Genomic DNA, 23,415 nt, shown 5'->3' with positions numbered 1-23,415 from the left:
GTCCCATGCGCCGTCTGCGGGCGGCGCATCGCTGCGGAGCAACACCATGCAAGATCGTATCTTTGCAGGCATCACCCTGCTGCTTTGCTGTGTGCTAGCCGTTCTGGCCTGGGGCTACAGCGCACCTTTTTCCTATGAACCGGTCGGGCCCAAGGCCTTCCCATTGCTGCTGCTGTTGCTGATCGCCTGCGGCTGCGTGCAACTGCTGCTCAAGCCACCTGCGCCTGCCGAAGGCGAGGAGCCGCCGCTCAATCGTGCGGTGCTGCTCAAGTCGCTGACCTTCCTCGGCCTGATGCTCGGTTACGCCATGCTGTTCGAGACCCTCGGCTTCATCCTCGCCAGCCTGCTGTTCGGCATGGGCATGGCACACCTGTATGGCGGGCGCTGGCTGCACAGCCTGATCAGTGGCGTGGTACTCGCCATCGGCCTGTACCTGCTGTTCGACAAGGCCCTGGCGGTACCGCTACCGCTCGGCATTCTCGCCAATCTGGAGAGCTGACCCATGGAAACCCTCGGTTATCTCAGCCATGGCTTCGGCGTGGCGTTGAGTCCTTACAACCTGCTCACCGCGCTGTGCGGCACCCTGATCGGTACCGTGGTCGGCCTGCTGCCGGGGCTGGGCCCGATCAATGGCGTGGCGCTGCTGATCCCCGTCGCCTTTGCTCTCGGCCTGCCGCCGGAGACGGCGCTGATCCTGCTTGCAGCGGTCTACCTGGGCTGCGAGTACGGCGGCCGTATCTCCTCGATCCTGCTCAACATTCCGGGTGAGGCGTCCGCGGTGATGACCACCCTGGACGGCTACCCCCTGGCCCGTCAGGGCCAGGCTGGCGTGGCCCTGTCGCTGTCGGCCTGGAGTTCCTTCATCGGCGGTGTGATCGCCACCATCGGCGTGGTGCTGTTCGCGCCGCTGCTGGCGAAATGGGCGGTGGCTTTCGGCCCGGCCGAATACTTCGTGCTGATGGTCTTCGCCATTACCTGCCTGGCCGGCATGGCTGGTAGCAAGCCGTTGAAGACCGGCGTGGCGGCGCTGATCGGCCTGTTGCTGTCGTGCGTCGGCATCGATGCCAACAGCGGTGTCTATCGCTTCACCTTCGGCAGCCTGGGGCTGGCCGACGGTATTCAGTTCGTGGTGTTGGTGCTGGGCCTGTTCTCGGTCAGTGAACTGCTGGTGCTGCTCGAGCGCACTCACCATGGGCAGAAGGCGATCAAGGCCAGTGGACGCATGCTGTTCAGCCTCAAGGAGGGCAGTTTCGTCCTGGCCACCAATCTGCGCAGCGGCGTGGTCGGCTTCGTTCTTGGCGTGCTGCCGGGGGCCGGTGCAACGCTGGCCAGTGCGGTGTCCTACATGAGCGAGAAGCGCATGGCGGTCAAGGACAACCAGTTCGGCAACGGTGACCTGCGTGGCCTGGCCGCACCGGAAACCGCCAACAGCGCTGCTGCCTGCGGCTCCATGGTGCCGATGCTGACCCTGGGCGTGCCGGGTTCGGGCACCACCGCGGTGATGCTCGGCGCCCTGACGCTGTACAACATCACTCCGGGGCCGCTGCTGTTCCAGCACCAGCCGGATATCGTCTGGGGCCTGATCGCCTCGCTGTTCGTCGCCAACATCATGCTGATCGTGATGAACGTGCCGATGATCAAGGTCTTCACCAAGGTGCTGGCCGTGCCGTACTGGGCGCTGGTGCCGGCGGTGGCGATCATTACCGCCATCGGCGTGTACGCGGTGCACGCGACTACCTTCGACCTCTATCTGATGATCGCCATTGGCCTGTTCGGTTACGTGCTGCGCAAGCTGGACTTCCCCCTGTCGGCGATCCTTTTGGGGTTCATCCTCGGCGGCATGATGGAGCAGAACCTGCGCCGGGCGCTGTCGCTGTCCAGCGGCGACATCGGTATCCTCTTCGCCAGCCCGATCACCTGGGTGGTCTGGGCGCTGGTGGCGCTGATGGTCGTGCTGCCATTCTGGCGTGCCTGGCGTGCGCGCCGGCAGAGAACCGGCGCACCCAGCGTGGCCTGATGCCAACAGGAGAATCGGCATGCGTATCGTGATACCCGAGGATTATCAGCGCGTCGTGCAGGGGCTGGAGTGCTTCCGCCTGCTGCAGGGCTTCGATGTCCGCGTGTATCACGATCATGTCAGCGATCCGGAGGTGCTCGCCGAGCGCTTCGCCGAGGCCGACGCGCTGGTGCTGACCCGCGAGCGCACCCGTATCGATGCCGCGCTGCTGCAGCGTCTGCCCAGGCTCAAGCTGATCAGCCAGACCGGGCGGGCAGGGCCGCATCTCGATCTTGAGGCCTGCCGTGCGCGGGGCGTGACGGTTGCCGAAGGCACCGGCTCACCGATTGCCGCCGCCGAGCTGACCTGGGCATTGATCCTCAATGCCCGGCGCGGCTTGCGCGAGGCCATGAACGGCCTCTATGCCGGGCACTGGCAGGTCAACCTGGGCCAACGGCTGTACGGCCAGACGCTCGGTATCTGGGGCTACGGCAAGATCGGCCAGCGCCTGGCGCGCTATGCGCGGGCCTTCGACATGCCGGTGCTGGTGTGGGGCAGCGAGGCGTCGCGCCAGGCGGCAGTGGCCGATGGGCATGAGGCCGCGCCGACGCGCGAGGCCTTCTTCGCGCAGGCCGATATCCTCACCCTGCATTTGCGCCTGGTCGAGGCCACGCGGCATTGCGTCACTGCCGCCGACCTGGCGCGGATGAAGCCCGATGCGTTACTGGTCAACAGCAGCCGCGCCGAGCTGATCGAGCCGGGGGCGCTGCTCGAGGCGCTGAACCGTGGCCGGCCCGGCCAGGCGGCGCTGGACGTGTTCGAGCAGGAGCCGATCCTGCAGGCTGACCATCCGCTGCTCACCCATCCGCGTGTGCTCTGCACGCCGCACCTGGGCTATGTCGAGAAGCACAGCTACGAGGCCTATTTCGGCGAGGCTTTCGCCAATGTGCGGGCGTTCTATCAGGCGCTCGCGACGCCGTAGTGGGGCATCAGCCCAGCAGTTCGTCGAGGATGCTCAGATTGAAATGCCGCTGCAGGGTCACGGCGAAGAACTGCTCGGCGATCTCCGGAATCTCGGCATAGAGCTGCAACACCCCAGTCTGCAGTTCGTCCTGTACCACCACCGCCGGCAGCAGCGCCATGTCGCCGGAGTCGCGGGCCAGCAGGCGCAGCATGGCCATGTCGTCCACTTCGGCGCAGATATCCGGTTGCAGGCCATGATTGTCGCAGAACAGCTCGAACTGGCTGCGAATGTCGCTGCTGCGCCCCGGCACGATCAGGCGCGCCTGCTGCAGGTCACGGTGCAGCTCGAAGGTGGCGCTGCGTGGCGGGCCGACCAGGCACACACTTTGCCGATCCAGCAGGCGACAGCGCCAGGAGCGCTGGGCGTCGCTGCTCACCGCCTGGTTGCTCAGCACCACGTCCAGCTTGTGCAGGGCCAGACGCTCCAGCAACTCCCCCAGGCTGCCGGATTCCAGGGTGACGCGCAGCTCGCGGCGGCCGAGGAAGGGGCGCAGCAGGTTCTCCTGGAAGTTGCGCGACAGCGTGGCCACGGCGCCGATGCGCAGCCTCTGGTTGGCCTGCAGCGCGCCCTGCAGGGTCATCTGCAGCTCGCTGCCGAGGGCGAAGATGCTGTCGGCATAATCCAGCACCAGTTGACCGGCTTCGGTCAGTAGCAGGTTGCGCCCGGAGCGGATGAACAGGGCATGGCCGAGCTGCTCCTCAAGTGCACGGATCTGCGTCGACAGCGCAGACTGGGCGACATGCAGGGACTGAGCGGCGCGGGTCAGGTTGCCTTCCTTGGCCACGGCCCAGAAATAATGCAGGTGATGGAAATTCAGGCGGCGCATTTTTTGTTCTCTAAAGAAGAATGTTCAATTCTTATCAATCTATTTTAAATAAATAAAGCCCTAACGGAGACTAGAGCCATCTTCTCGCTTCGGAGATTGCTCATGCTCCCGCTTTATTCTGAACTGGCCACCTGGCTGCCCTGGTTGTACGCCCTGGCGCTGCTGCTCGTGGCACTGTGGCCACAACGCCAGGGCAGCGCTCTGTGGCTGCCGGGCCGCCTGGCCGGTGCGGCAGGCTTCGCACTGTTACTGGCCGCCCTGTTACAGGCTGGACTCGATGACCAGCCCGCCGATCGCCTGGGGCTGGCCATGGCCACGCTGATCAGCCTGCTGGCCTGGGTGATCATCGAGTTTTCCGCCCGCTACCTGCAAGGCGAACCCGGTCAGCGTCGCTATCTGCTGGCGCTGCTGGGCACCCTGGCAGCCGTGGCCATGGTGGTCACCAGCCGCGATCTGTACCTGCTGGTGGCGGCCTGGATCGTCTCCAGCCTGTGCCTGCATCAACTGCTGACCTTCTACCCCGAGCGGCCTCAGGCCCAGGTGGCGGCGCACAAGAAGTTCCTCGCCAGCCGCCTGGCCGATGTCTGCGTGATTCTGGCCAGCGTGCTGCTGGTGCGAGCAGCGGGCAGCAGCGAACTGGCGACGATCATCGAGCAGTTGGCGGCGCACCTGCAGGCGGATGGCGCTCTGGGTTGGGATCTGCAACTGGCGGCTGTGCTGCTGGTGCTGGCGGTGATGCTCAAGTCCGCGCAGTTGCCGGTGCATGGCTGGCTGATACAGGTGATGGAGGCGCCGACGCCGGTATCCGCCTTGTTGCATGCCGGGGTGGTCAACCTCGGCGGCTTCGTCCTGCTGCGTTTCGCGCCCTTGCTTTCGGCCGTGCCGCTGGCGCAGACGCTGCTGGTATTGGTCGGCGGCCTGACCGCCGTGCTCGCGGCCCTGGTGATGATGACCCGTATCAGCATCAAGGTGCGCCTGGCCTGGTCGACCTGCGCACAGATGGGTTTCATGCTGCTGGAATGCGGTTTGGGCCTCTACGAACTGGCGCTGGTGCACCTGCTGGCTCACTCGCTGTACAAGGCCCATGCCTTCCTGACATCCGGCGAGACGGTGCTGCAGGTACGTCAGCAGGCGCTGCAGCCGTCTCGCCCTGCGCCGGGCCTGGCTGCCTTGCTGCTGGCGCTGGTGCTGGCGGCGCTGGCCGTGTTCGGGCTCGATCAGGCATGGCGGCATTTCGTGCCGGCGCACCCACTGCCGCTGGAGGCGCTGATCATTCTCGCCGTGGGCCTGGCGCCCTGGTGCCTGCGGCGCGGCCATGCGCTGCATGCCGGGGCGATGCTGGTGGCGCTGATGGGCCTGTACCTGCTCTGGCATCTGGCGGCGAGCTGGATTCTCGACATGGGCCGGCAACTGCCGGGCGCGCCGCTGGCCCTGAGCCTGTTGGCCCTGGGCTTGTTCCTCGCCCTCTACCTGCTACAGGCCTGGATAGTCGCAAGGCCGCAAGGAGCGCTGGCGCGGCGCCTGTACCCAGCCGCATTCGCCGGCTTCTTCCTCGATGAACATTTCACCCGCCTGACCTTTCGCCTGTGGCCGGTACGCCCGCCGCAAGCCATCGTATCCGTCAACGGAGAGCGTCCATGACCGCCATTGAAACCTTCGCTATGATCGACCGTGACACCCTACATGCCGCTGCCAACCGGGCCTGCGAGCGTATCGCCCCGACCTGGCCGCTGGATCGCATGATCGCGGTCAGCCCCCTGTGGGAGCGGCGTCAGCAGCATTGGAGCGAGGTGGCCGAGCAGCTCTGGCGCCGCGTAGGCAGCCGCCTGACCCTGAAGCCCGAGGACTATCGCCAGGCGTGGGCCAGTGGGCAGATCGGCGAGCATCATCTGCAGCAGGTGCTGGCCGACAACCCGCAGGGCCTGACGCTCGCGGATCTGTTGCAGGCCTTGCACAGCGCGGAGGATGAGTCTCGCAGCCTGCCGCTGCTGGAGGACATGACCGACGCCGAGATTGCCTTGCCGGGCTGGCCAACGCTGATCACCCAGCAAATCGGCCAGTGCTGCGCCGCCTGGTTCGACGAGGCGCAGGCCGACTGGCATCTGCATCGCCAGGACGGCTTGTACCAGGCCTGGCGTCAAGCCATGCAGGACGACCGCGGCCTCAGCGTGCTCAGCGCCTGCCCTGAGCTGGGCGCGCGCATCGCCAAGCTGCCGCCACAACCACAAGCGGCGCTGGAAGGTGCGGTGCAGCACCTGGGGCTCGGCGCCGACGAGCTGGATGAATGGTTCGACTGCCTGTTGCTGCGCAGCCTGGGCTGGGCTTCCTGGTGCGCCTATCGGCGCTGGCAGGCGCGCCTGTCCGGTGCTGACGATGCCACGCTGCTCGACCTGCTGGCCATACGCGCATCCTGGGAATGGCTGGTGGACGACCACCAGCGCGGCGCCGGCAGCCGCTGGAGCGCCTGGCGTCAGGCTTGGCAGGTGGCACGCAGTCGTCAGCCATCAGCTACCTGGCAGGCTCTGCAGCTCTGGCAGCGTGCCGAGGAGCTGGCCTGGCAGGAGCACCTGCAACAGCTCTTGAGCACCCATGTACCCGCGGCAGAGGCAGAAGCGTCGCTGGCCAGGGTCTACTTCTGCATCGACGTGCGCTCCGAGCCGCTGCGGCGTGCCCTGGAAGCGGTGTGCCCAGAGGTGCAGACCGGCGGTTTCGCTGGCTTCTTCGGCCTGCCCATCGCCTACACCCCGCTGGGCACGGCGGCCACGCGCCCACAATTGCCGGGCTTGCTGGCGCCGCAACTGGCGGTCAGCGACAGTTGCGGCGATGCCGGCTGCGACGCCAAGCTGGCCGGACGGCGCCAGGCGCGCTTGGGCCGCCAGGGTGGCTGGCGCCTGTTCGGGCGTTTGCCGGCCTCGGCCTTCACCCTGGTCGAGTCCATCGGCCTGGGGCATGCCGCCGCGCTGCTTGGTCACACCGGCGGGCTGCTGCGGGGCCATACCCCGGCCGAGCGCGTGGCCTTGAAGGCCAGTGAATGGCAGCGCTTGCAACCGGTACTGGCGCCCCTGGCCGATGAGCAGCGGGTACAACTGGCGGCGCGCATTCTGCGGGCGATGAGCCTGACGCAGAATTTCCCACCGCTGATCCTGTTGCTCGGCCATGGCAGCCAGAGTGCCAACAACCCCCAGGCGGCGGGGCTGGATTGCGGTGCCTGCTGCGGCCAGAGCGGCGAGGTCAATGCGCGCGTGCTGGCCGAATTGCTCAATGACCCGCAGGTGCGCCAAGGGCTGGCCGCGCAGGGCATCGAGCTGCCGGCTGACTGCCATGTGCTGGCCGGTTTGCACAACACCACCACCGACGAGGTGCAGGTGTTCGCCAGCGAACGCTTGCCGTCAGCCTTCACGGCGCACTGGCAGCGTCTGCGCGAAGCCCTGGATGCCGCTGCGGTCAAGGTACGCCAGAGCCGCGCCAGCCAGCTTGGCCTCGAACACCTGGGCCAACGCCCCGCACGGCTGCTGACGGCACTGCGCCGGCGCGCCAATGACTGGGCGCAGACCCGTCCGGAGTGGGGCCTGGCCGGCAATGCCGCGTTCATCGTCGCGCCGCGTGCGCGCAGTCGCGGCCTCGACCTGCAGGGTAGGGCCTTCCTGCATGACTACGACTGGCGTGCGGACGAGGGCAGCAAGGTGCTGGAGCAGATCATGACCGCGCCCATGCTGGTGACGCACTGGATCAACCTGCAGTACCTGACCTCGACCACCGACAACCTGCGCTTCGGCAGTGGCAACAAGGTGCTGCACAACGTGGTGGGTGGGCATATCGGCGTGTTCGAGGGCAACGGCGGCGACCTGCGCATCGGCCTGGCGCGGCAGTCGCTGCACGATGGTCAGCGCTGGGTGCATCGGCCAGTACGCCTGAGCGTGGTGATCGCTGCGCCGCGCGCGATGATCGATCAGGTGATCGCCGAGCATCAGGTGGTGCGTGAGTTGGTGGAGAACGCCTGGCTGTATCTGCTGCAACTGGACGACGAGCCGGGCGCCCCTTTGCAGTTACGCGATGCGCGGGGCTGGCGCCCGCTGACGGCAGGCTGAGCCGTCAGGCTGGATTACTGGGTGGTGGCCCGTTGCAGGCGCTCGTGCACCGCGGCCCAGGCCGCGCCCGTTGGCGGCAGGGCGATATGCAGGTGACGCAGGGCCATGGCGTCGAGCTGGTAAAGGGCAGCGTACAGGCCGGCGGCGTAACGTTCCGGGTCGGCGCTGAGATCGATGGCAGGACCTTGGCTCGGGCGGGCCTGGCCGCACCAGATCCAGCCGCAGTCGGGGGCATCCAGCGCCGCTTCGGGCACTTCGACGAAGGTGCTGGCCTGGGTGCCCGGTGCATAGTGGCGGCGATGTTGGCCCGGGGCGCGCAGACCGCCGTCGCGGGTTTCCAGCTCTTGCCCGAGCACCTGTTGCAGACGCTGCTGGTCGAGCATGCCGTGGCGCAGCAGGCGCGGGGCGTCACCGGGCAGCAGGGCGACGATGCTCGATTCCAGGCCCACCTGGCAGGGGCCACCGTCGAGGATCAGCAGCTCGCTGTCTGAGAATTGCTGGGCGACGTGGGCGGCGCTGGTGGGGCTGATGGACATGTAGCGATTGGCCGAGGGCGCCACCAGCCCACCGCCGAAGGCCTGGAGCAGGGCGCGTGCGCCGGGGTGGGCGGGTACGCGCAGGGCGACGCTGTCTTGCCCCGCGGTGACGCTGCGCAGCACCTCGTCGCGCGCCGGCAGCACCAGGGTCAGCGGCCCCGGCCAGAAGGCTTCCATCAGGGCCTGGGCCTGTGGCGGAATCTCGCTGACCCAATCGGCGGCCTGGCTGGCATCGGCCAGGTGGACGATCAGCGGGTTGCTGTCCGGGCGCTGCTTGAGCTGGAACACCTTGGCCACGGCGTCGCCGTTACGGGCGTCGGCCGCCAGGCCGTAGACGGTTTCGGTGGGCATGGCGACCAGCTCGCCGCTCTGCAACTGCTGCGCGCAGCGCTCGATGTCGTGGGTGATGGTGGGCATGGCAAGGCTGGCTATTGGCATTGGTTAATGGGGCGACGGCGATTCTAGGGGATTTGTGGGGTAGATGGGCAGTTTCGAGAGCACCTCTGAGCACTGCCTCGGCTTGGGCTTCCTGCCCCATGCAGTCGTTGTGATCGCAACGTTAAAAACAGGTTCTTTTAGGGGGAGGGCTTGGTCGATAGCGGACTGGCAAGTTTGTGTGTGGGTTGTTGGTTGTTCGGGTGCTTGTTCCGGCTTGCCGCGTTTTTGTTGATGTTTTTGGTTTCGCCCTCCCGGGCGAGTCACTTTTCTTTGAGGTGCGCAAAGAAAAGTAAGCAAAAGAAACGCACCCCCGCCATCCGGAACTAGTCGTCCCCGTCATGCTTCGCTCGACTTCCCTCACTCCGGCATCGCTCCGGGGTCGGCGTACATGGGCCATCCCTGGCCCATTACGCGGGGCCGCCATCGGTATCTCGCGGCATCCATGCCGCTCGCCCCCTGCGCAATGCCTACGTTCGGCCTCCTGAAGGGGGCATTTGCGCGCCTGAACGAACTGGCATTTCAGAGGCTGCGCGGCGTGTTCTGGTAGCAGTGGAACCACTACGTGGCCGTCGGGTTAAACCAAAACTTTCATTCGTTTAGTTTCATTCTTGCGGCTGTTGTTTGGTCAGTCGTGTAGGGCGTACTCGCGAAGCAGTACGCCGTTGGGAGGCGGGACGTGTGTTGTGGTGCCGAACTCGGCATGGCCCGGCGGACTGTTCGCTTAGGCTCCTGAGTCCGCCCTACGGCTGCACCCATCAAGCACGCAGAGTCACTGGGAATAACCGTAGTTTCAGGCGCGTGCAGAGCCCGCCCAGGAGGGTGAGCGGAGTCGTCGTGGAAGAGGTTGAGCGACATGGATGTCGCGAGAGCCGCGATGGGCCAGGGATGGCCCACCGCGGCGGGCCTCTGGAGCGGCGATGGAGTGAGCGAACCCTGGCGAAGCCAGGGCCGGATGATCGGGCGGAAGGTTTTGGTTACTTTGCCCGCAAAGTGACTCGCCCGGGAGGGCGAAACCAAAGATATCAGCAAAAACGCGGCAATTTGGAACAGGCTCCCGAACAACCAACAAACCAACACAAACTTGCCAGCCCGGCGTGAATCGCTCCGGTGTTTCTCATAGAACCAGCATCAGTATTGCGCTGGCTGCCTCGCCTAGATTCCTGGAAACCTACTTCAGACACGCGGACGCAATTTCAGCTCCGGCGTCGGCTTCGGCGCGCCCTTGGCCGGATGCAGGGCAGGGCGGCGTTGGCTTTGCGCCTCGATCAGCCTGGCCACCTCGCGCAATGCATCCAGTTGCGCCAGGGCCAGCGCCGCCTGGCTCGGGTACTGGCCGTCAGCGTCGACAGCGAGATGGCCGAGGCCTTGCAGCGGGTAGCTGTATTTTTCCTCGAAGAAGCGCGCATAGTCCTCGGGCGTCTGCGCCAGGCTGCTGCAGGCGCGTTCCAGGCTGGCGAGCTGTTCGGCGACGCTGGCCAGCATCAGGCGCAGGCGGATGCTCTGGTGGTTCTCCCAGTTCATCTTGGTGGCCTGCGCGCCGGCCTGCCAGCAAGCCGGGTCGCCGAAGCGACGAACGAACTCGATGCCGGCCTGGCGGCCGTATTCGGTCAGGCGGGCAATGCGCTCGGGCGGCATGGTCAGGTTCAGGCCGCCTTCCTCGCGGGTCAGCTGGATCAGGCCGATGCGGTCGCGAAACCCCGGTAGCAACGACAGCGTCTCGTGGTTCCAGTCCTTGGCCACGTTCATCACGATGCGCAGAAAACCACCCAGGGCGCCGAGGCCGCTGCTGGGGAAGCGCCGCCAGTAGGACAGGCGCGCGTCGTTGTTGCTCGTGGGGAAGTGTACGCGCTGGCTGCGGGCGTCCTCGGTGCTGCCCAGGTCGAGGCCGAAGGTGGGCCGGGTCGGCAGGGCCTGGTCGAAGAAGTGGATGGGAAAGTTCGAGGCGATACCGCCGTCGGTGAACCAGCAGCGCTCCATGGGTTTGTCTTGGTGCCGGTAGTCCACGGCATGCAGTGGCACGGCGCTGAGCAGCAGGGGAAAGCTCAGGCTCATGCGCACCGCCACCACCACGGGCAGGTCGTCCGGCAGCGGCAGGCGATACAGGCCGTCACTGCGCTCGTTCTGCTGCTCCGGGCGCTGCCGTGCGCACATCCAGTTGACGATACGCGCGGGGAAGAGGGCGGCGAATTCCGAGCGGGAGAAATAGAACTGGTTGTTCTCGCGTACTCGGCCGTCATTGCCAAAGGGCAGGCGGAAGGGCCGGGCCATGCTGGCGCAGGTGGTCATCATCTGCAGGTCGATGCCATGCCGGCGCAGGTCACCGAAGGTCAGAGGGCGGGCGCCCTGCATCGCCTCGTCCGCGTTGGCACAGGCCTGGCGCTGGCCGCTGAGGCGGTCGAGGTAGTCGCTCAACCAGGGTGTCAGCGCTTCACCAGGGGCGATGTCGTCCGAGCTGGACATGCCGCTGCACAGGCCGAAACCATTGGCCGGCAGCTCGCGGCCGAGCTGGCGCAGCAGGCAGATAGCGACGGCGACCAGGGCTCCGACCAGTGCGCTGAGCAGCAGCCACAACCAGAGCAGCCAGCCATGGTTGCCGAATGCCAACGGCCATAACGGGCCGCCGCCGAGCAGGGCGCCGAGGACTGCCGCCAAGCCGTAATGACGTAGCACGGCGCGCAGCAGGCCGAGAGGCTTGCGCCGGGCATCGAGCATGGCGGTGAAGGTGTCGAACAGGCCACGGAGCCTGGACTGTGGGCGGAACAGTGCCAGCAGCTTGGTGCCCTGGCCGCTCGCTGCCGGCAGGCACAGGTGCTGGGGCAGGCGTTCGATCTCGGCGAAACCCTGTGGATCCTCGCTCAGTTCACCGGCCTGGAAGCGTTGGCGACCGAGTTCCGCTGCGGCCGCGGCGGCGGCGGCGATCGCTCCGGCGCTGGTGCCGCCGATGCTGCGCAGGCGAAAGGCCTTGGCGATCTCGCTGATGGCCAGCGGATAGACGATGCCGCTGGTGATGCCGCCCTTCATGACCAGGTCGCACTCACGGGCGAAAACGGCGGGGCGGCTGGCGTTCATCACGGCTCCTGAGGAAAGCGCACGTTGGCGGGAGCCGGCATGATAACGCGCCGATAAAGGCTATGTGCCATTACCGTCGCGTTCAGGGAACCTCTAAAAACGTAGGCGAGGCAGCCAGCGCAAGGCAAAAACAGGCGAGAAAGCGCAGTTTACGAGCTGTAAATGAGCATTTTGATCGGACTCGCGCACGAGCCTGTTTTTAACGCAGCGATGGCAACGCAGGTAGTTTTTAGAGGTGCCCTTCAGTCGCGATAGAACACCTGGATCAGGTGGTAACCGAACTGCGTCTTCACCGGGCCGTGCACCTCGCGCAGGGCCTTCTTGAAAATCACCTGATCCACGGCGCGCACCATCTGCCCGGGGCGCACTTCGCCCAGGTCGCCGCCTTTCTTGCCGGAGGGGCAACTGGAGTGCTTGCGCGCCAGTACGTCGAAGGCCTCACCGGCAGCGATGCGCTTTTTCAGCGCGGCAGCTTCCGCTTCGGTCTTGACCAGAATGTGGCGGGCCATTGCCTTTGCCATTGATGCAGTCCTCATATTCACCGGGCGCGTATTGTGCCAGCATTCGTTGCGCCAGCAGAATGACGCCAATTTGCAGCCATGACTCGCCGCTCAGTGGGCGGTCAATCTTGTCTATGGTAATTCAACTGCCTTCACGGGAATGCCGCCATGGATCTCCATGCAATGCTCAAGGTGCTGTCCACCCAGGATGGTTCCGACCTGTACCTCTCCACGGGCGCGCCGCCTTGCGCCAAGTTCAATGGCGTGCTCAAGGCGCTCAGCCAGGAGCCCTTGAAGTCCGGCGACGTGGCGGCCATCGCCGACTCGATCATGGACAGCGCGCAACGCGAGGAATTCGAGCGCGAGCTGGAGATGAACCTGGCGATCTCGCTGTCGGGCGTCGGGCGTTTCCGTATCAATATCTTCAAGCAGCGCAACGAGGTGTCCATCGTCGCGCGCAACATCAAGCTGGACATCCCGCGCTTCGAGGATCTCAAGCTGCCCGAAGTGCTGCTCAGCACGGTGATGGAGAAGCGTGGTCTGGTGCTCTTCGTCGGTGGCACCGGCTCGGGCAAGTCCACTTCGCTGGCAGCGCTGATCGACTACCGCAACCGCAACAGCGGTGGCCATATCATCACCATCGAAGACCCGGTGGAGTATGTGCACCGGCACAAGAAGTCGATCATCAACCAGCGCGAAGTGGGGGTGGACACCCGCAGCTTTCATGCTGCGCTGAAGAACACCCTGCGCCAGGCGCCGGACGTGATCCTGATCGGCGAGATCCGTGACCGCGAAACCATGGAGCACGCCCTGGCCTTCGCCGACACCGGCCACCTGGCCATTTCTACTCTGCATGCCAACAACGCCAACCAGGCGCTGGATCGCATCATCAATTTCTTCCCCGAGGAACGTCGTCCGCAACTGCTCAACGACCTGGGCAACAACCTCAAGGCCTTCGTCTCCCAGCGCCTGGTCAAGACCGCCGACGGCAAGCGCCGTGCCGCCGTGGAGGTGATGCTGGGCACGCCGACGGTGCGTGACCTGATCAAGCGCAACGAGTTCTCCGAGCTCAAGGAAATCATGGAGAAGTCGAAGAATCTGGGCATGCAGACCTTCGATCAGGCGCTGATCGATCTGGTGCACGAGGGGGCCATCGACGAAGAAGAGGCGGTGAAGAATGCCGACTCGGCGAACAACGTGCGCCTCAAACTCAAGCTGCACCGCGACAACCCGGCCAATGCCAAGCCGGTGCCTGCCGCCGCTGCCCCCGCCGCGCCGACGCAAGCGCCGGCTGCCAGCGAGTGGGAGCTGAAGCTGGAGGAGATCGAGCAGGAACAGCCCCCCGAAGATCCGGGGCGCCACGGTATCTAGGGCCTGTTGACGTTTCGCTCGCGGTTCACGTCGAAACGTCAACAGGCCCTAGGGTACGAAGGAGGCGGGCAGATAGGCCTGGCGCAAGCGCTGGCTGACACCTTCCGCCTCCAGCTCCAGCACCGCCTTTCGCAGCTCGGCGATCAGCTTCTGGTTGCACAGCTTGGAGCAGGCCAGGTAGAGGTCGGTGCTCGCCAGTACTGGGCTCATCCGCAGCTCACTCTGTCGTTCACCGGCTTTGCTCCAGATGTACAGCGCCTCCGGTACGCCGGTGAACCAGGCATCGATGCGCCCCAGCTCCAGCAGCCGGGCCGGATTCTCGCCCAGTTTGAGCTGCACCACCTGGCTGTCCGCGAAACCTGCGCGACGCAGCATCTCCACCTGCGCCGTGCCCAGGCCGACGCCGATGCGGCTATAGCGCTGACGGGCTTCGGCGAAGCTGTGCACGGGGTCGTCGAGGCTGAAAAAAGCCCGTTCCAGCGGCATGATCGGAACGATCCAGGTGTAATTGGCTTCCCGATCCGGGGTGCGGGACAGGGGAATGATCAGCAGATCCTTGCCGTCGATGACGCTGGCCTGTGCCCTGGGCCAGGGCTCGTCCATGAGCTGGGTCAGGCGGCCGCTGCGGGCGATGGCCGCCAGGGTCACATCGCCCACCATGCCGTAGCCACCCTGGTAATCGTGCAGGGTCAGGGGCGGGGCATCGGGCATGTAGAGCAGCACTGTCTCGCCCGCGATCAGGTAGCGGGGCAGCAGCAGGACAAGCAGGCAGAAGATGATGGGCACGACCGACATCCACGGGCTTGAATGAGAAAAGTATAGAAGCTGCTGAGTCAGTCTGCGGCCAGCGAACGTTGCTCGTGCTTGTCCTGAGCGAAGCAGGCCACAGCGCGCTCATGGCGTGGGCTCAGTGTTTGGTCTGCAGGTAGCGCTGCATGGCCGCGATGACCAGCCCCGGGTGACTCATGTGGGCGCAATGGCCCTGGACGTCGAGCATCTCCAGGGTGCTGCCATGCAGGTGGCTATGCAGGTAGTGGGCGACGGCCTCCGGTACCAGCGCGTCATGGCAATGATGCAGGATCAGGCTGGGGGTGGGGCAGTGGGGCAGTTGCGCGCGGATGTCGGAGAGGAAGGTGACCTGGGCGAATTGCCGGGCCATCAAGGGGTCGGTGGCACAGAAGCTTTCGGAAAGCTGCGCGGTCAGGTTGTCCGTGCTGTTCACCCCGGACACCATGGGGGCGAAATGCCCGGCCCAGCCCAGGTAGTTATGATCCATCAGCTCCAGCAGGTCTTCCAGGTCGCTGCGCAGGAAGCCGCCTTGATAATCCGGCAGGACATTGAGGAAGCAGGGCGAAGGCCCCAGCAACACCAGGCGTGAGAACAGCGATGGCCGCCTGATGGCGGCGAGTATGCCGATGCTGCAACTGACCGAATGACCGACGAAGACCAGATTTTCGCTCAATGCCAGGGCATCGCACACCTCGAGCAGATCCTCCACGTAGCCGTCGAGCGCACTGTAACGCTCGTGCTGCCAGGCTCTGGCGTCGGAGCGACCGCTGCCGACGTAGTCGAACAGCACCTGGTCATGCTTCGCGCTGAAGGCCGAGGCGACCTTGAGCGACATGTCCTGGTTGCAGCCGAAACCATGGCCATAGATGAGCGTGGGGGTATCGCTCTTGTACGCTCGCTGGTGCTGTACATGGTTGCGCCGAAGAATGTCCAAAGCTTTCCCTCGTTCGAGCGATCGGAACCAGGACTGCATCGGCCGTGGTCAGTGATGGCACTGTGCTGCTATTTCAGCGCTTGGACAACCCTGACTTTCTATTGCTGCAGCTCCGGTAAATCGCGATACAACGTCAGCGCCTGAGGATTGGCCAGGGCATCGGTGTTCTTCACCGGGCGGCCATGCACGACATTGCGCACCGCCAGCTCGACGATCTTGCCGCTGAGCGTTCGCGGGATATCGGCGACCTGGACGATGCGGGCTGGCACGTGGCGCGGCGTGGTGTTGGCGCGAATGATCCGGCGAATCTCCTCGCGCAGGGTGTCATCCAGCGTCACGTCGTCACGCAGGCGCACGAACAGCACCACGCGCACGTCGCCGTCCCACTCCTGGCCGATGGCGATGGACTCCAGCACCTGCGGCACCTTTTCCACCTGGCGGTAGATTTCCGCGGTGCCGATACGCACGCCGCCCGGGTTGAGCACGGCGTCGGAGCGGCCGTGGATCACCAGGCCGCCGTGCGCGGTTTCTTCGGCATAGTCGCCATGGGCCCAGACGCCGGGGAAGGTGGCGAAGTAGGCGTCGTGGAATTTCTCGCCGTCTGCATCGTTCCAGAAACCCAGCGGCATGGCAGGAAAGTGCCGGGCGCAGACCAGCTCGCCTTTTTCTCCCGTCACCGCCTGGCCGCTGTCGTCCCACACCTGCACGTCCATACCCAGGCCCTTGCATTGCAGTTCACCGCGCCGCACCGGCAGGGTCGGGTTACCGAGGGCAAAGCAGGAGACGATATCGGTGCCGCCGGAAATCGATGACAGGCACAGATCCGGTTTCAGGTCGCGGTAGACGTAGTCGAAGCTTTCGTGGGCCAGCGGCGAGCCGGTGGAGAGAATGGCCTTGAGGCTGCTCAGCCTGTGGCTCTCGCGCGGCTTGACGCCAGCTTTCTCCAGCGCGGCGATGAACTTGGCGCTGGTGCCGAAGATGGAGATGTCCTCGGCGTCTATCAGGTCGATCAGGCGGGCTGGCTCTGGGTGGAAGGGCGAGCCATCGTAGAGCACCAGGGTGGCGCCCAGCGCCAGGCCGGAAACCAGCCAGTTCCACATCATCCAGCCGCAGGTGGTGTAGTAGAACAGGGTGTCGCTGGCGCCTAGGTCGGTGTGCAGGCCATGTTCCTTGACGTGCTGCAGCAGGGTGCCGCCGACACCATGGACGATGCACTTGGGCACGCCGGTGGTGCCGCTGGAGTAGAGGATATACAGCGGCTGGTCGAAGGCCACTGGAGTGAACTGCGGCGCGCCGCCGGGCTGGTAGAAGTCCTGCCAGAGAGTCACTGGAGCAACTGACTTGTAATCAGTAGGGCTGGCTTCATCGCGTGAGTAGGGCACGATCACCAGGCGCTCCAGACTGGGCAGTTGCGCGAGGATTTCATTGAGCTTGTCGGTCAGGTCGATGGACTTGCCGGCGTAGCGGTAGCCGGCGGCGGCGATCAGCACCTTGGGCTCGATCTGACCGAAGCGGTCGATCACGCCCTGGGTGCCGAAGTCCGGCGAGCAGCTCGACCAGGTGGCGCCGAGGCTGGCGCTGGCGAGCATGCCCACCACGGTCTGCCAGGTGTTGGGCATGAAGGCCGCGACGCGGTCGCCGATACCCACGCCAGCCTCGCGCAGGGCTCTTTGCAGGCCGGCGACATGGGCGGCCAGTTGCGCATGGCTGAGCTGCTCGCGGCTGCCGTCCTCGCTGATGGCCACCAGCGCCGGATGGCCGTCGCGACGGCGCAGCAGGTGCTCGGCGAAATTCAGCGTGGCTCCGGGGAACCACTGCGCATCCGGCATCGCCGGGCCTTCACGCAGCACGCATTCGGCGGGCGTGTGAAAGCGGATATCGAAGAAGTCGACGATGGCCTGCCAGAAGGCTTCGCGCTGCGCGACGCTCCAGGCATGCAGGGCAGGGTAGTCAGCCAGTTGCAGGCCATGGCGCAGGTTGACGAAGCAACGGAAGGCCTCCATTCGACTGGCGGCGATGCGCTCGGCGGAAGGTGTCCACAGAGGTTGCGGCATGGTGAGTCCTCGTCGTTCTTGTACTTTCAGCTCAGGCTACCGACTTTCTGTTAGCGCAGACAGATGTGCTGTAGCCCGGATGCAATCCGGGAAAATGTGCCTACCCCAATGCCTGTCAGACAAGAGCTTAACTGCTGTAAGCGAATTCAAGCGCGACTCTGTGGCAACCACACACAATGGCCAAGAGCGAAACCAGCGGGGATGCCGTAGGAGCGAGCTCTGCTCGCGAAAATGCGTTCGCGAGCAGAGCTCGCTCCTACAGGGCTGTTCAGGCATAACCCTAGCCCGATGCAATCTGCGGCTATATAGGCTTATCGGCTCAGGCGGGCGCGGGCGACGCGCGAGCCATTGGCCTTGCCCAGCACCTCGCAGATGCGCTGGCCGGCGGCGATCAGCTTGTCCATGTCCACACCGGTTTCGATACCCAGACCTTGCAACAGGTAGAGCACATCCTCGGTGGCAACATTGCCGGTGGCGCCCTTGGCATAGGGGCAGCCGCCCAGGCCGGCCACCGAACTGTCGAAGACGCTGATGCCTTCGAGCAGGCTGGCGTAGATATTGGCCAGAGCCTGGCCATAGGTGTCGTGGAAATGCCCGGCCAGGCGTTCACGCGGAACGTCGCGGCCAACCACCTCGAACATCGCGCGTGTCTTGCCAGCGGTGCCGGTGCCGATGGTGTCGCCCAGCGACACTTCGTAACACCCCATGGCGTACAGCTCGCGGGCAACACTGGCGACCTGCTCCGCTGCGACGTCGCCATCGTAGGGGCAGCCGAGCACGCAGGACACATAGCCGCGCACGCGCACCTTAGCCGCCTTGGCCGCCTCCATCAGCGGCACGAAGCGCTGCAGGCTGTCGGCGATGGAGCAGTTGATGTTCTTTTGCGAGAAGGCCTCGCTGGCGGCGGCGAACACCGCCACTTCCTCCACCTTGGCTTCCAGTGCGGCCTCGAAGCCTTTCAGGTTGGGCGTCAGGGCGGCGTAGGTGACGCCCGCTTTACGCCCGATACCGGCGAATACCTCGGCGCTTCCGGCCATCTGCGGCACCCACTTGGGCGAGACGAAGCTGCCTACTTCGATATAGTTCAGGCCGGCTGCAGTCAGGTCGTCGACCAGGCGCACCTTGTCGGCCACGCTGATCGGCTGCTTCTCGTTCTGCAGGCCGTCGCGCGGGCCGACTTCCACCAGGCGCACGGATTTGGGCAGGTTCATTGGTTATCCTCACAGGTGTTGCCGATGTCGTAGGGTGCGCTGCGCGCACCATTTGCGTCGGCTGCGTAGGGTGGACATCGCTTTTCATGTCCACCATCTGATAATGGAACCGCCTGGCGGTGGATCGATAAAGCGTGATCCACCCTAGGATTCCAGCTCCACCAGCACCATGCCTTCGCTGACCATTTCCCCTTCGCGGCAATACAGCGCCTTTACCGTGCCGGCTTCGGGCGCGCGGATGCTGTGTTCCATCTTCATCGCCTCCAGCACCACCAGCGCGGTGCCGGCCTCGATCGCCTGGCCGGGTTGAACCAGCACGCGGACGATGCTGCCGTTCATCGGCGCGCTCAAACCGCCATGCTGGGCATGGCTGGCCTCGGCAGCGGCGATGGGGTCGAAACGGGTGATGGCGCGCAATTCGTCGTGCCATTGCAGATAGAGGGCATCGCCTCGGCGGATGGCGCACAGGCGCTTGCGTTTACCCTCGATGTCCACCAGCAGTTCTTCGCCTTGCAAGTAGGCAGTGTTAGCCGCTCGCACCTTGCGGCTCTCGCCCTGGCAACTCAGGTGCAGCTCGATTTCCGCCGCACAACCGGCACGCCAGCCACTGCGGGCCGACCAGGGCGAGTGGAGATCGTCTGCGCGTTGCAATGGTGCTTCGCTCTGTACCCAGGCATCGGCAGCGAGTTGCCAGAAGGCATCCGGCAACTCACTCGGCGCAGGCTGCAACTGTGGCTGGTAGCGCGGGATGAAACCCGTGTCCAGCTCGCACGCGGCGAACGCCGGGTGGGCGAGGATACGGCGCAGAAACGCCAAGTTGGTCTTCACGCCGCCGACCAGAGTGTCGTCGAGCATGGCCAGCAGACGCAGGCGCGCCTGCTCGCGATCTTCGCCCCAGGCGATCAGCTTGCCCAGCATCGGGTCGTAGAAGGGCGAAACACTATCGCCCTCGGCCACGCCGCTATCGATACGCCGCCCGTCGCCGCTGGTGGCCTCGCGATATAGCGCCAGGGTGCCGGTGGCAGGGAGAAAGTCGTGATCCGGGTCTTCGGCGTACAGCCGCACCTCGATGGCGTGGCCGTTCAATGGCACTTGCTCCTGGCTGATCGGCAGCGGTTCGCCACGGGCGACACGAATCTGCCAGGCCACCAGATCGAGGCCGGTGATGGCTTCGGTAACCGGATGCTCCACCTGCAGGCGAGTGTTCATCTCCATAAAGAAGAAGTCGCCGCGCTCATCCAGCAGGAATTCCACGGTGCCGGCGCCGACATAGCCGATGGCCTGTGCCGCCTTGACCGCCGCTTCGCCCATGGCGCGGCGCAGCTCGGGGCTCAGGCCCGGCGCCGGCGCTTCTTCCACCACCTTCTGGTGGCGACGCTGGATCGAGCAGTCGCGCTCGTTGAGGTACAGGCATTTGCCGTGCTGGTCGGCGAATACCTGAATCTCTACGTGGCGCGGCTTGAGCACGTATTTTTCCACCAGCATGCGTGAGTCGCCGAACGCCGACTGCGCTTCGCGCTGGGCGGACTCCAGGGTTTCGGCGAGCTGGGCTTCGGATTCCGCCACCTTCATGCCCTTGCCACCGCCGCCGGCAGCAGCCTTGAGCAGCACCGGGTAGCCGATGCGCGCGGCGGCCTCGCGGAAGGTTTCATAATCCTGCGCTTCGCCGTGGTAGCCGGGCACCAGCGGCACGCCGGCAGCCTCCATCAGCGATTTGGCCGCCGACTTGCTGCCCATGGCATCGATGGCCGAGGCCGGCGGGCCGAGAAAGATCAGCCCAGCCTGCTCGATGGCGCGGGCGAAGCCGGCATTCTCCGAGAGAAAACCGTAGCCCGGGTGGATGGCCTGGGCGCCGCTGGCCTTGGCGGCGGCGATGATACTGTCGATCAGCAGGTAGCTTTCGCCAGGCTTGGCGCCGCCGAGGTTCACCGCCACGTCGGCTTCACGCACATGGCGGGAGCTGGCGTCGATGGCGCTGTGCACGGCGACGGTGCGGATGCCCATGGCCTTGGCCGTACGCATCACGCGGCAGGCGATTTCGCCACGGTTGGCGACCAGCAGGGTGTCGATCATGGTCATTGCTCCTGCCAGGAAGGTTGGCGTTTTTCCAGGAATGCGCGCAGGCCTTCCTGGCCCTCGGCGCTGACGCGCAGGCGGGCGATGGCGTTCTCGGTGTAGCGGCGCAGGGCCGGGGTCAGCTCGCCGCTGCCGACTTCGCGCAGCAGATCCTTGCTGGCGCGCATGGCTTGTGGACTGTTGTGCAGCAGGTTGCCGACCCAGGCTTCGACCTGAGCGTCCAGCTCATCGGCCGGGCAGCATTCGGCGAGCAGGCCCAGTTCGCGGGCGCGCTTGCCGTCGAAGCGCTCGGCGGTGAGCGCGTAGCGTTTGGCGGCGCGCTCGCCGATGGCCTGCACGACGAAGGGGCTGATCACCGCTGGCGCCAGACCGATGCGCACTTCGGATAGGGAAAACAGTGCGTCCTCGGCGCCGATGGCCATGTCGCAGCAACTGGCCAGACCCACCGCACCACCGAAGGCGGCGCCCTGGACGACGGCCAGGGTGGGGATTTTCAGGCCGTGCAGGTTGTACATCAGCTCGGCCAGCTCGCGGGCGTCATTCAAGTTGGCGTTGTAGTTGAGAGTGGCGGCGTGTTGCATCCAGGCCAGGTCGGCGCCGGCGGAAAAGTGCTTGCCACGGCCGCGCAGCAGGAGAAAGCGCAGGCTCTTGTCTTCGCCGACGGCGTCGAGGGCGAGGATCAGCTCGCGGATCATCTCGGCGTTGAAGGCGTTGTTCTTTTCCGGGCGGTTCAGCCACAGGGTGGCGAAGCCGCGTTTGTCGGTTTCAAGCTGTACGGTGGTGAAGTTGGTCATAGGGCTACCTTCGGTCGCCAGCTTCAAGCCGCAAGCCTCAAGCGGCAAGAAGCAGTGCTTGCGGCTTGTGGCTTGAAGCTTGCGGCTGCTCTTACATCCTGAATACCCCGAACCGGGTCGGTTCGATAGGGGCGTTGAGGCTGGCGGACAGGGCCAGGGCCAGTACCTCGCGGGTCTGCGCCGGGTCGATCACGCCGTCGTCCCACAGCCGGGCGCTGGAGTAGAAAGCGTGCGCCTGCTGTTCGTACTGCTTGACGATAGGCTGCTTGAGGCGTTGCTCCTCGTCGTCGCCGAACGGCTGGCCGGCACGCTGCGCCTGTTCGCGCTTGACCTGCACCAGTACGCCTGCGGCCTGCTGCGCGCCCATCACGCCAATGCGCGCGTTGGGCCACATCCACAGAAAGCGCGGGTCGTAGGCACGGCCGCACATGCCGTAATTGCCGGCGCCGAAGCTGCCACCGATGATCACGGTGAACTTCGGCACCTGGGCACAGGCCACGGCGGTGACCAGCTTGGCGCCGTGCTTGGCGATGCCGCCTTCCTCGTACTTCTTGCCCACCATGAAACCGGTGATGTTCTGCAAAAACAGCAGCGGAATACCGCGCTGGCAGGCCAGCTCGACGAAGTGCGCACCTTTCTGTGCGGCCTCGGCGAAGAGGATGCCGTTGTTGGCCAGGATCGCCACCGGGTAGCCGTTGATGCGGGCGAAACCGCACACCAGGGTGATACCGAAGAGCGCTTTGAATTCATCCAGTTGCGAGTCGTCAACGATCCGCGCGATCACCTCGCGTACATCGAAGGGCTGCTTGGCGTCGGCGGGGATCACCCCGTACAGCTCCTCGGCGGCGTAGCGCGGGGCAATGGGCGCGCGGCTGTCGAGCTGGCCGAGTTTGCTCCAGTTGAGGTTGGCGATGCAGCGCCGGGCCAGGGCCAGGGCGTGTTCGTCATCCTCGGCGTAGTGGTCGGCCACGCCGCTGGTCTTGCAGTGCACATCGGCGCCGCCCAGTTCTTCGGCGGTCACCACTTCGCCAGTAGCCGCCTTCACCAGCGGCGGGCCGGCGAGGAAGATGGTGGCCTGTTCGCGCACCATGATGGTTTCGTCACTCATGGCCGGCACGTAGGCGCCACCGGCAGTGCAGGAACCCATCACCACGGCGATCTGCGGGATGCCCAGCGCGCTCATATTGGCCTGGTTGAAGAAGATCCGGCCGAAATGCTCGCGATCCGGAAACACCTCGTCCTGGCGCGGCAGGTTGGCGCCGCCGGAGTCCACCAGGTAGATGCACGGCAGGCGGTTCTCGCGGGCGATGGCCTGGGCGCGCAGGTGCTTCTTCACCGTCAGCGGGTAGTAGGAGCCGCCTTTGACCGTGGCATCGTTGGCGACGATCATGCATTCCACGCCTTCGACGCGACCGATGCCGGCGATCACCCCGGCGGCGGGCACGTCCTCGCCATAAACCTCATGGGCGGCGAGCTGGCCGATCTCGAGGAAGGGCGAGCCGGCATCGAGCAAGCGGTTGATACGTTCGCGCGGCAGCAGCTTGCCGCGTGAGGTGTGGCGCTCCTGCGCTTTGGCGCCGCCGCCTTCATGGATGCGGGCGAGCAGGGCGCGCAGCTCGTCCACCTGGGCGAGCATAGCCGCCTGGTTGGCGGCGAACTCAGGAGAGCGGGTGTTGATCTGGGTGTGCAGGATGGGCATGGCCGACTCC

Annotated in this window: 17 protein-coding genes; 6 read left to right on the top strand and 11 right to left on the bottom strand. The window is 65.4% G+C overall.

The genetic code is table 11. The features are described 5' to 3' along the window. Window positions 1-46: 46 nt before the first annotated feature. From ACSVIK_RS16515 to ACSVIK_RS16505, 3 genes are read left to right on the top strand one after another with little or no spacing between them, the layout of a single operon-like run. On the top strand, window positions 47-499 hold the full coding sequence (locus ACSVIK_RS16515) for a tripartite tricarboxylate transporter TctB family protein (RefSeq protein ID WP_442445339.1): 453 nt from the start codon (window positions 47-49) through the stop codon (window positions 497-499). 3 nt (window positions 500-502) lie between these two features. Then, window positions 503-2,017: a tripartite tricarboxylate transporter permease gene (locus ACSVIK_RS16510; RefSeq protein WP_442445338.1), complete on the top strand. Its 1,515-nt coding sequence runs from the start codon at window positions 503-505 to the stop codon at window positions 2,015-2,017. A gap of 19 nt (window positions 2,018-2,036) precedes the next feature. Beyond that, window positions 2,037-2,978, top strand: a complete 942-nt coding sequence (locus ACSVIK_RS16505) for a D-2-hydroxyacid dehydrogenase family protein (protein ID WP_442445337.1) — start codon at window positions 2,037-2,039, stop codon at window positions 2,976-2,978. A 7-nt stretch (window positions 2,979-2,985) separates the two neighbouring features. Here ACSVIK_RS16505 and ACSVIK_RS16500 read toward each other — a convergent pair whose 3' ends face one another. Then, window positions 2,986-3,846 (bottom strand): LysR family transcriptional regulator, encoded by an 861-nt coding sequence (locus tag ACSVIK_RS16500; protein ID WP_442445336.1) that lies wholly within the window; start codon window positions 3,844-3,846, stop codon window positions 2,986-2,988. A gap of 102 nt (window positions 3,847-3,948) precedes the next feature. Between ACSVIK_RS16500 and ACSVIK_RS16495 the strand changes: the two genes are divergently transcribed. Beyond that, window positions 3,949-5,487, top strand: coding sequence for an NADH-quinone oxidoreductase subunit L (locus ACSVIK_RS16495; RefSeq protein WP_442445335.1), 1,539 nt, complete (start codon window positions 3,949-3,951; stop codon window positions 5,485-5,487). Continuing rightward, on the top strand, window positions 5,484-7,934 hold the full coding sequence (locus ACSVIK_RS16490) for a YbcC family protein (RefSeq protein ID WP_442445334.1): 2,451 nt from the start codon (window positions 5,484-5,486) through the stop codon (window positions 7,932-7,934). The genes ACSVIK_RS16495 and ACSVIK_RS16490 overlap by 4 nt, the downstream gene beginning before the upstream one ends. Before the next feature lie 14 nt (window positions 7,935-7,948). On the opposite strand, the gene ACSVIK_RS16485 is transcribed toward ACSVIK_RS16490, so the two are convergent. The 3 genes from ACSVIK_RS16485 to ACSVIK_RS16475 form a co-directional block, all read right to left on the bottom strand. Continuing rightward, on the bottom strand, window positions 7,949-8,887 hold the full coding sequence (locus ACSVIK_RS16485; protein ID WP_442445333.1) for an L-threonylcarbamoyladenylate synthase: 939 nt from the start codon (window positions 8,885-8,887) through the stop codon (window positions 7,949-7,951). Window positions 8,888-10,081: 1,194 nt separating this feature from the next. Continuing rightward, window positions 10,082-11,977 carry a patatin-like phospholipase family protein gene (locus ACSVIK_RS16480; protein ID WP_442445332.1) on the bottom strand — a complete coding sequence of 632 codons (1,896 nt, stop codon included), beginning with the start codon at window positions 11,975-11,977 and terminating at the stop codon, window positions 10,082-10,084. 242 nt (window positions 11,978-12,219) lie between these two features. Continuing rightward, window positions 12,220-12,513, bottom strand: a complete 294-nt coding sequence (locus ACSVIK_RS16475) for a peptidylprolyl isomerase (protein ID WP_442445331.1) — start codon at window positions 12,511-12,513, stop codon at window positions 12,220-12,222. A 132-nt stretch (window positions 12,514-12,645) separates the two neighbouring features. Between ACSVIK_RS16475 and ACSVIK_RS16470 the strand changes: the two genes are divergently transcribed. Then, window positions 12,646-13,848, top strand: a complete 1,203-nt coding sequence (locus tag ACSVIK_RS16470) for a PilT/PilU family type 4a pilus ATPase (RefSeq protein WP_442445330.1) — start codon at window positions 12,646-12,648, stop codon at window positions 13,846-13,848. Between the two features lie 48 nt (window positions 13,849-13,896). Here the strand turns inward: ACSVIK_RS16470 and ACSVIK_RS16465 are convergent, their stop codons facing one another. The 7 genes from ACSVIK_RS16465 to ACSVIK_RS16435 form a co-directional block, all read right to left on the bottom strand. After that, window positions 13,897-14,643, bottom strand: coding sequence for a substrate-binding periplasmic protein (locus tag ACSVIK_RS16465; RefSeq protein WP_442445329.1), 747 nt, complete (start codon window positions 14,641-14,643; stop codon window positions 13,897-13,899). 112 nt (window positions 14,644-14,755) lie between these two features. Beyond that, window positions 14,756-15,571: an alpha/beta fold hydrolase gene (locus ACSVIK_RS16460; RefSeq protein WP_442445328.1), complete on the bottom strand. Its 816-nt coding sequence runs from the start codon at window positions 15,569-15,571 to the stop codon at window positions 14,756-14,758. 98 nt (window positions 15,572-15,669) lie between these two features. Continuing rightward, the gene (locus ACSVIK_RS16455) at window positions 15,670-17,625 is read right to left on the bottom strand and encodes an acetoacetate--CoA ligase (RefSeq protein ID WP_442445327.1); all 1,956 of its coding nucleotides are present in this window, start codon (window positions 17,623-17,625) and stop codon (window positions 15,670-15,672) included. Window positions 17,626-17,936: 311 nt separating this feature from the next. Continuing rightward, the gene (locus ACSVIK_RS16450; protein ID WP_442445326.1) at window positions 17,937-18,836 is read right to left on the bottom strand and encodes a hydroxymethylglutaryl-CoA lyase; all 900 of its coding nucleotides are present in this window, start codon (window positions 18,834-18,836) and stop codon (window positions 17,937-17,939) included. Between the two features lie 144 nt (window positions 18,837-18,980). Then, a complete protein-coding gene (locus ACSVIK_RS16445) occupies window positions 18,981-20,909 on the bottom strand; it encodes an acetyl/propionyl/methylcrotonyl-CoA carboxylase subunit alpha (RefSeq protein WP_442445325.1) in 1,929 nt (642 codons plus the stop codon). 2 nt (window positions 20,910-20,911) lie between these two features. Then, the gene (locus ACSVIK_RS16440) at window positions 20,912-21,706 is read right to left on the bottom strand and encodes a gamma-carboxygeranoyl-CoA hydratase (protein ID WP_442445324.1); all 795 of its coding nucleotides are present in this window, start codon (window positions 21,704-21,706) and stop codon (window positions 20,912-20,914) included. A gap of 91 nt (window positions 21,707-21,797) precedes the next feature. Further along, window positions 21,798-23,405: a carboxyl transferase domain-containing protein gene (locus tag ACSVIK_RS16435; RefSeq protein ID WP_442445323.1), complete on the bottom strand. Its 1,608-nt coding sequence runs from the start codon at window positions 23,403-23,405 to the stop codon at window positions 21,798-21,800. Window positions 23,406-23,415: the final 10 nt, after the last annotated feature.

Source organism: Pseudomonas sp. NCHU5216 (assembly GCF_052156495.1).
GTDB lineage: Bacteria > Pseudomonadota > Gammaproteobacteria > Pseudomonadales > Pseudomonadaceae > Aquipseudomonas.
The sequence above is the reverse complement of the archived record's forward strand: the minus strand, read 5'-3'. Positions and strand labels throughout refer to the sequence as shown.

Coding starts and splice junctions, on each gene's coding strand:
- ACSVIK_RS16515 (WP_442445339.1), top strand. CDS start 47: ATGCAAGATCGTATCTTTGCAGGCATCACCCTGCTGCTTTGCTGTGTG.
- ACSVIK_RS16510 (WP_442445338.1), top strand. CDS start 503: ATGGAAACCCTCGGTTATCTCAGCCATGGCTTCGGCGTGGCGTTGAGT.
- ACSVIK_RS16505 (WP_442445337.1), top strand. CDS start 2,037: ATGCGTATCGTGATACCCGAGGATTATCAGCGCGTCGTGCAGGGGCTG.
- ACSVIK_RS16500 (WP_442445336.1), bottom strand. CDS start 3,846: ATGCGCCGCCTGAATTTCCATCACCTGCATTATTTCTGGGCCGTGGCC.
- ACSVIK_RS16495 (WP_442445335.1), top strand. CDS start 3,949: ATGCTCCCGCTTTATTCTGAACTGGCCACCTGGCTGCCCTGGTTGTAC.
- ACSVIK_RS16490 (WP_442445334.1), top strand. CDS start 5,484: ATGACCGCCATTGAAACCTTCGCTATGATCGACCGTGACACCCTACAT.
- ACSVIK_RS16485 (WP_442445333.1), bottom strand. CDS start 8,887: ATGCCCACCATCACCCACGACATCGAGCGCTGCGCGCAGCAGTTGCAG.
- ACSVIK_RS16480 (WP_442445332.1), bottom strand. CDS start 11,977: ATGAACGCCAGCCGCCCCGCCGTTTTCGCCCGTGAGTGCGACCTGGTC.
- ACSVIK_RS16475 (WP_442445331.1), bottom strand. CDS start 12,513: ATGAGGACTGCATCAATGGCAAAGGCAATGGCCCGCCACATTCTGGTC.
- ACSVIK_RS16470 (WP_442445330.1), top strand. CDS start 12,646: ATGGATCTCCATGCAATGCTCAAGGTGCTGTCCACCCAGGATGGTTCC.
- ACSVIK_RS16465 (WP_442445329.1), bottom strand. CDS start 14,643: ATGTCGGTCGTGCCCATCATCTTCTGCCTGCTTGTCCTGCTGCTGCCC.
- ACSVIK_RS16455 (WP_442445327.1), bottom strand. CDS start 17,625: ATGCCGCAACCTCTGTGGACACCTTCCGCCGAGCGCATCGCCGCCAGT.
- ACSVIK_RS16450 (WP_442445326.1), bottom strand. CDS start 18,836: ATGAACCTGCCCAAATCCGTGCGCCTGGTGGAAGTCGGCCCGCGCGAC.
- ACSVIK_RS16445 (WP_442445325.1), bottom strand. CDS start 20,909: ATGATCGACACCCTGCTGGTCGCCAACCGTGGCGAAATCGCCTGCCGC.
- ACSVIK_RS16440 (WP_442445324.1), bottom strand. CDS start 21,706: ATGACCAACTTCACCACCGTACAGCTTGAAACCGACAAACGCGGCTTC.
- ACSVIK_RS16435 (WP_442445323.1), bottom strand. CDS start 23,405: ATGCCCATCCTGCACACCCAGATCAACACCCGCTCTCCTGAGTTCGCC.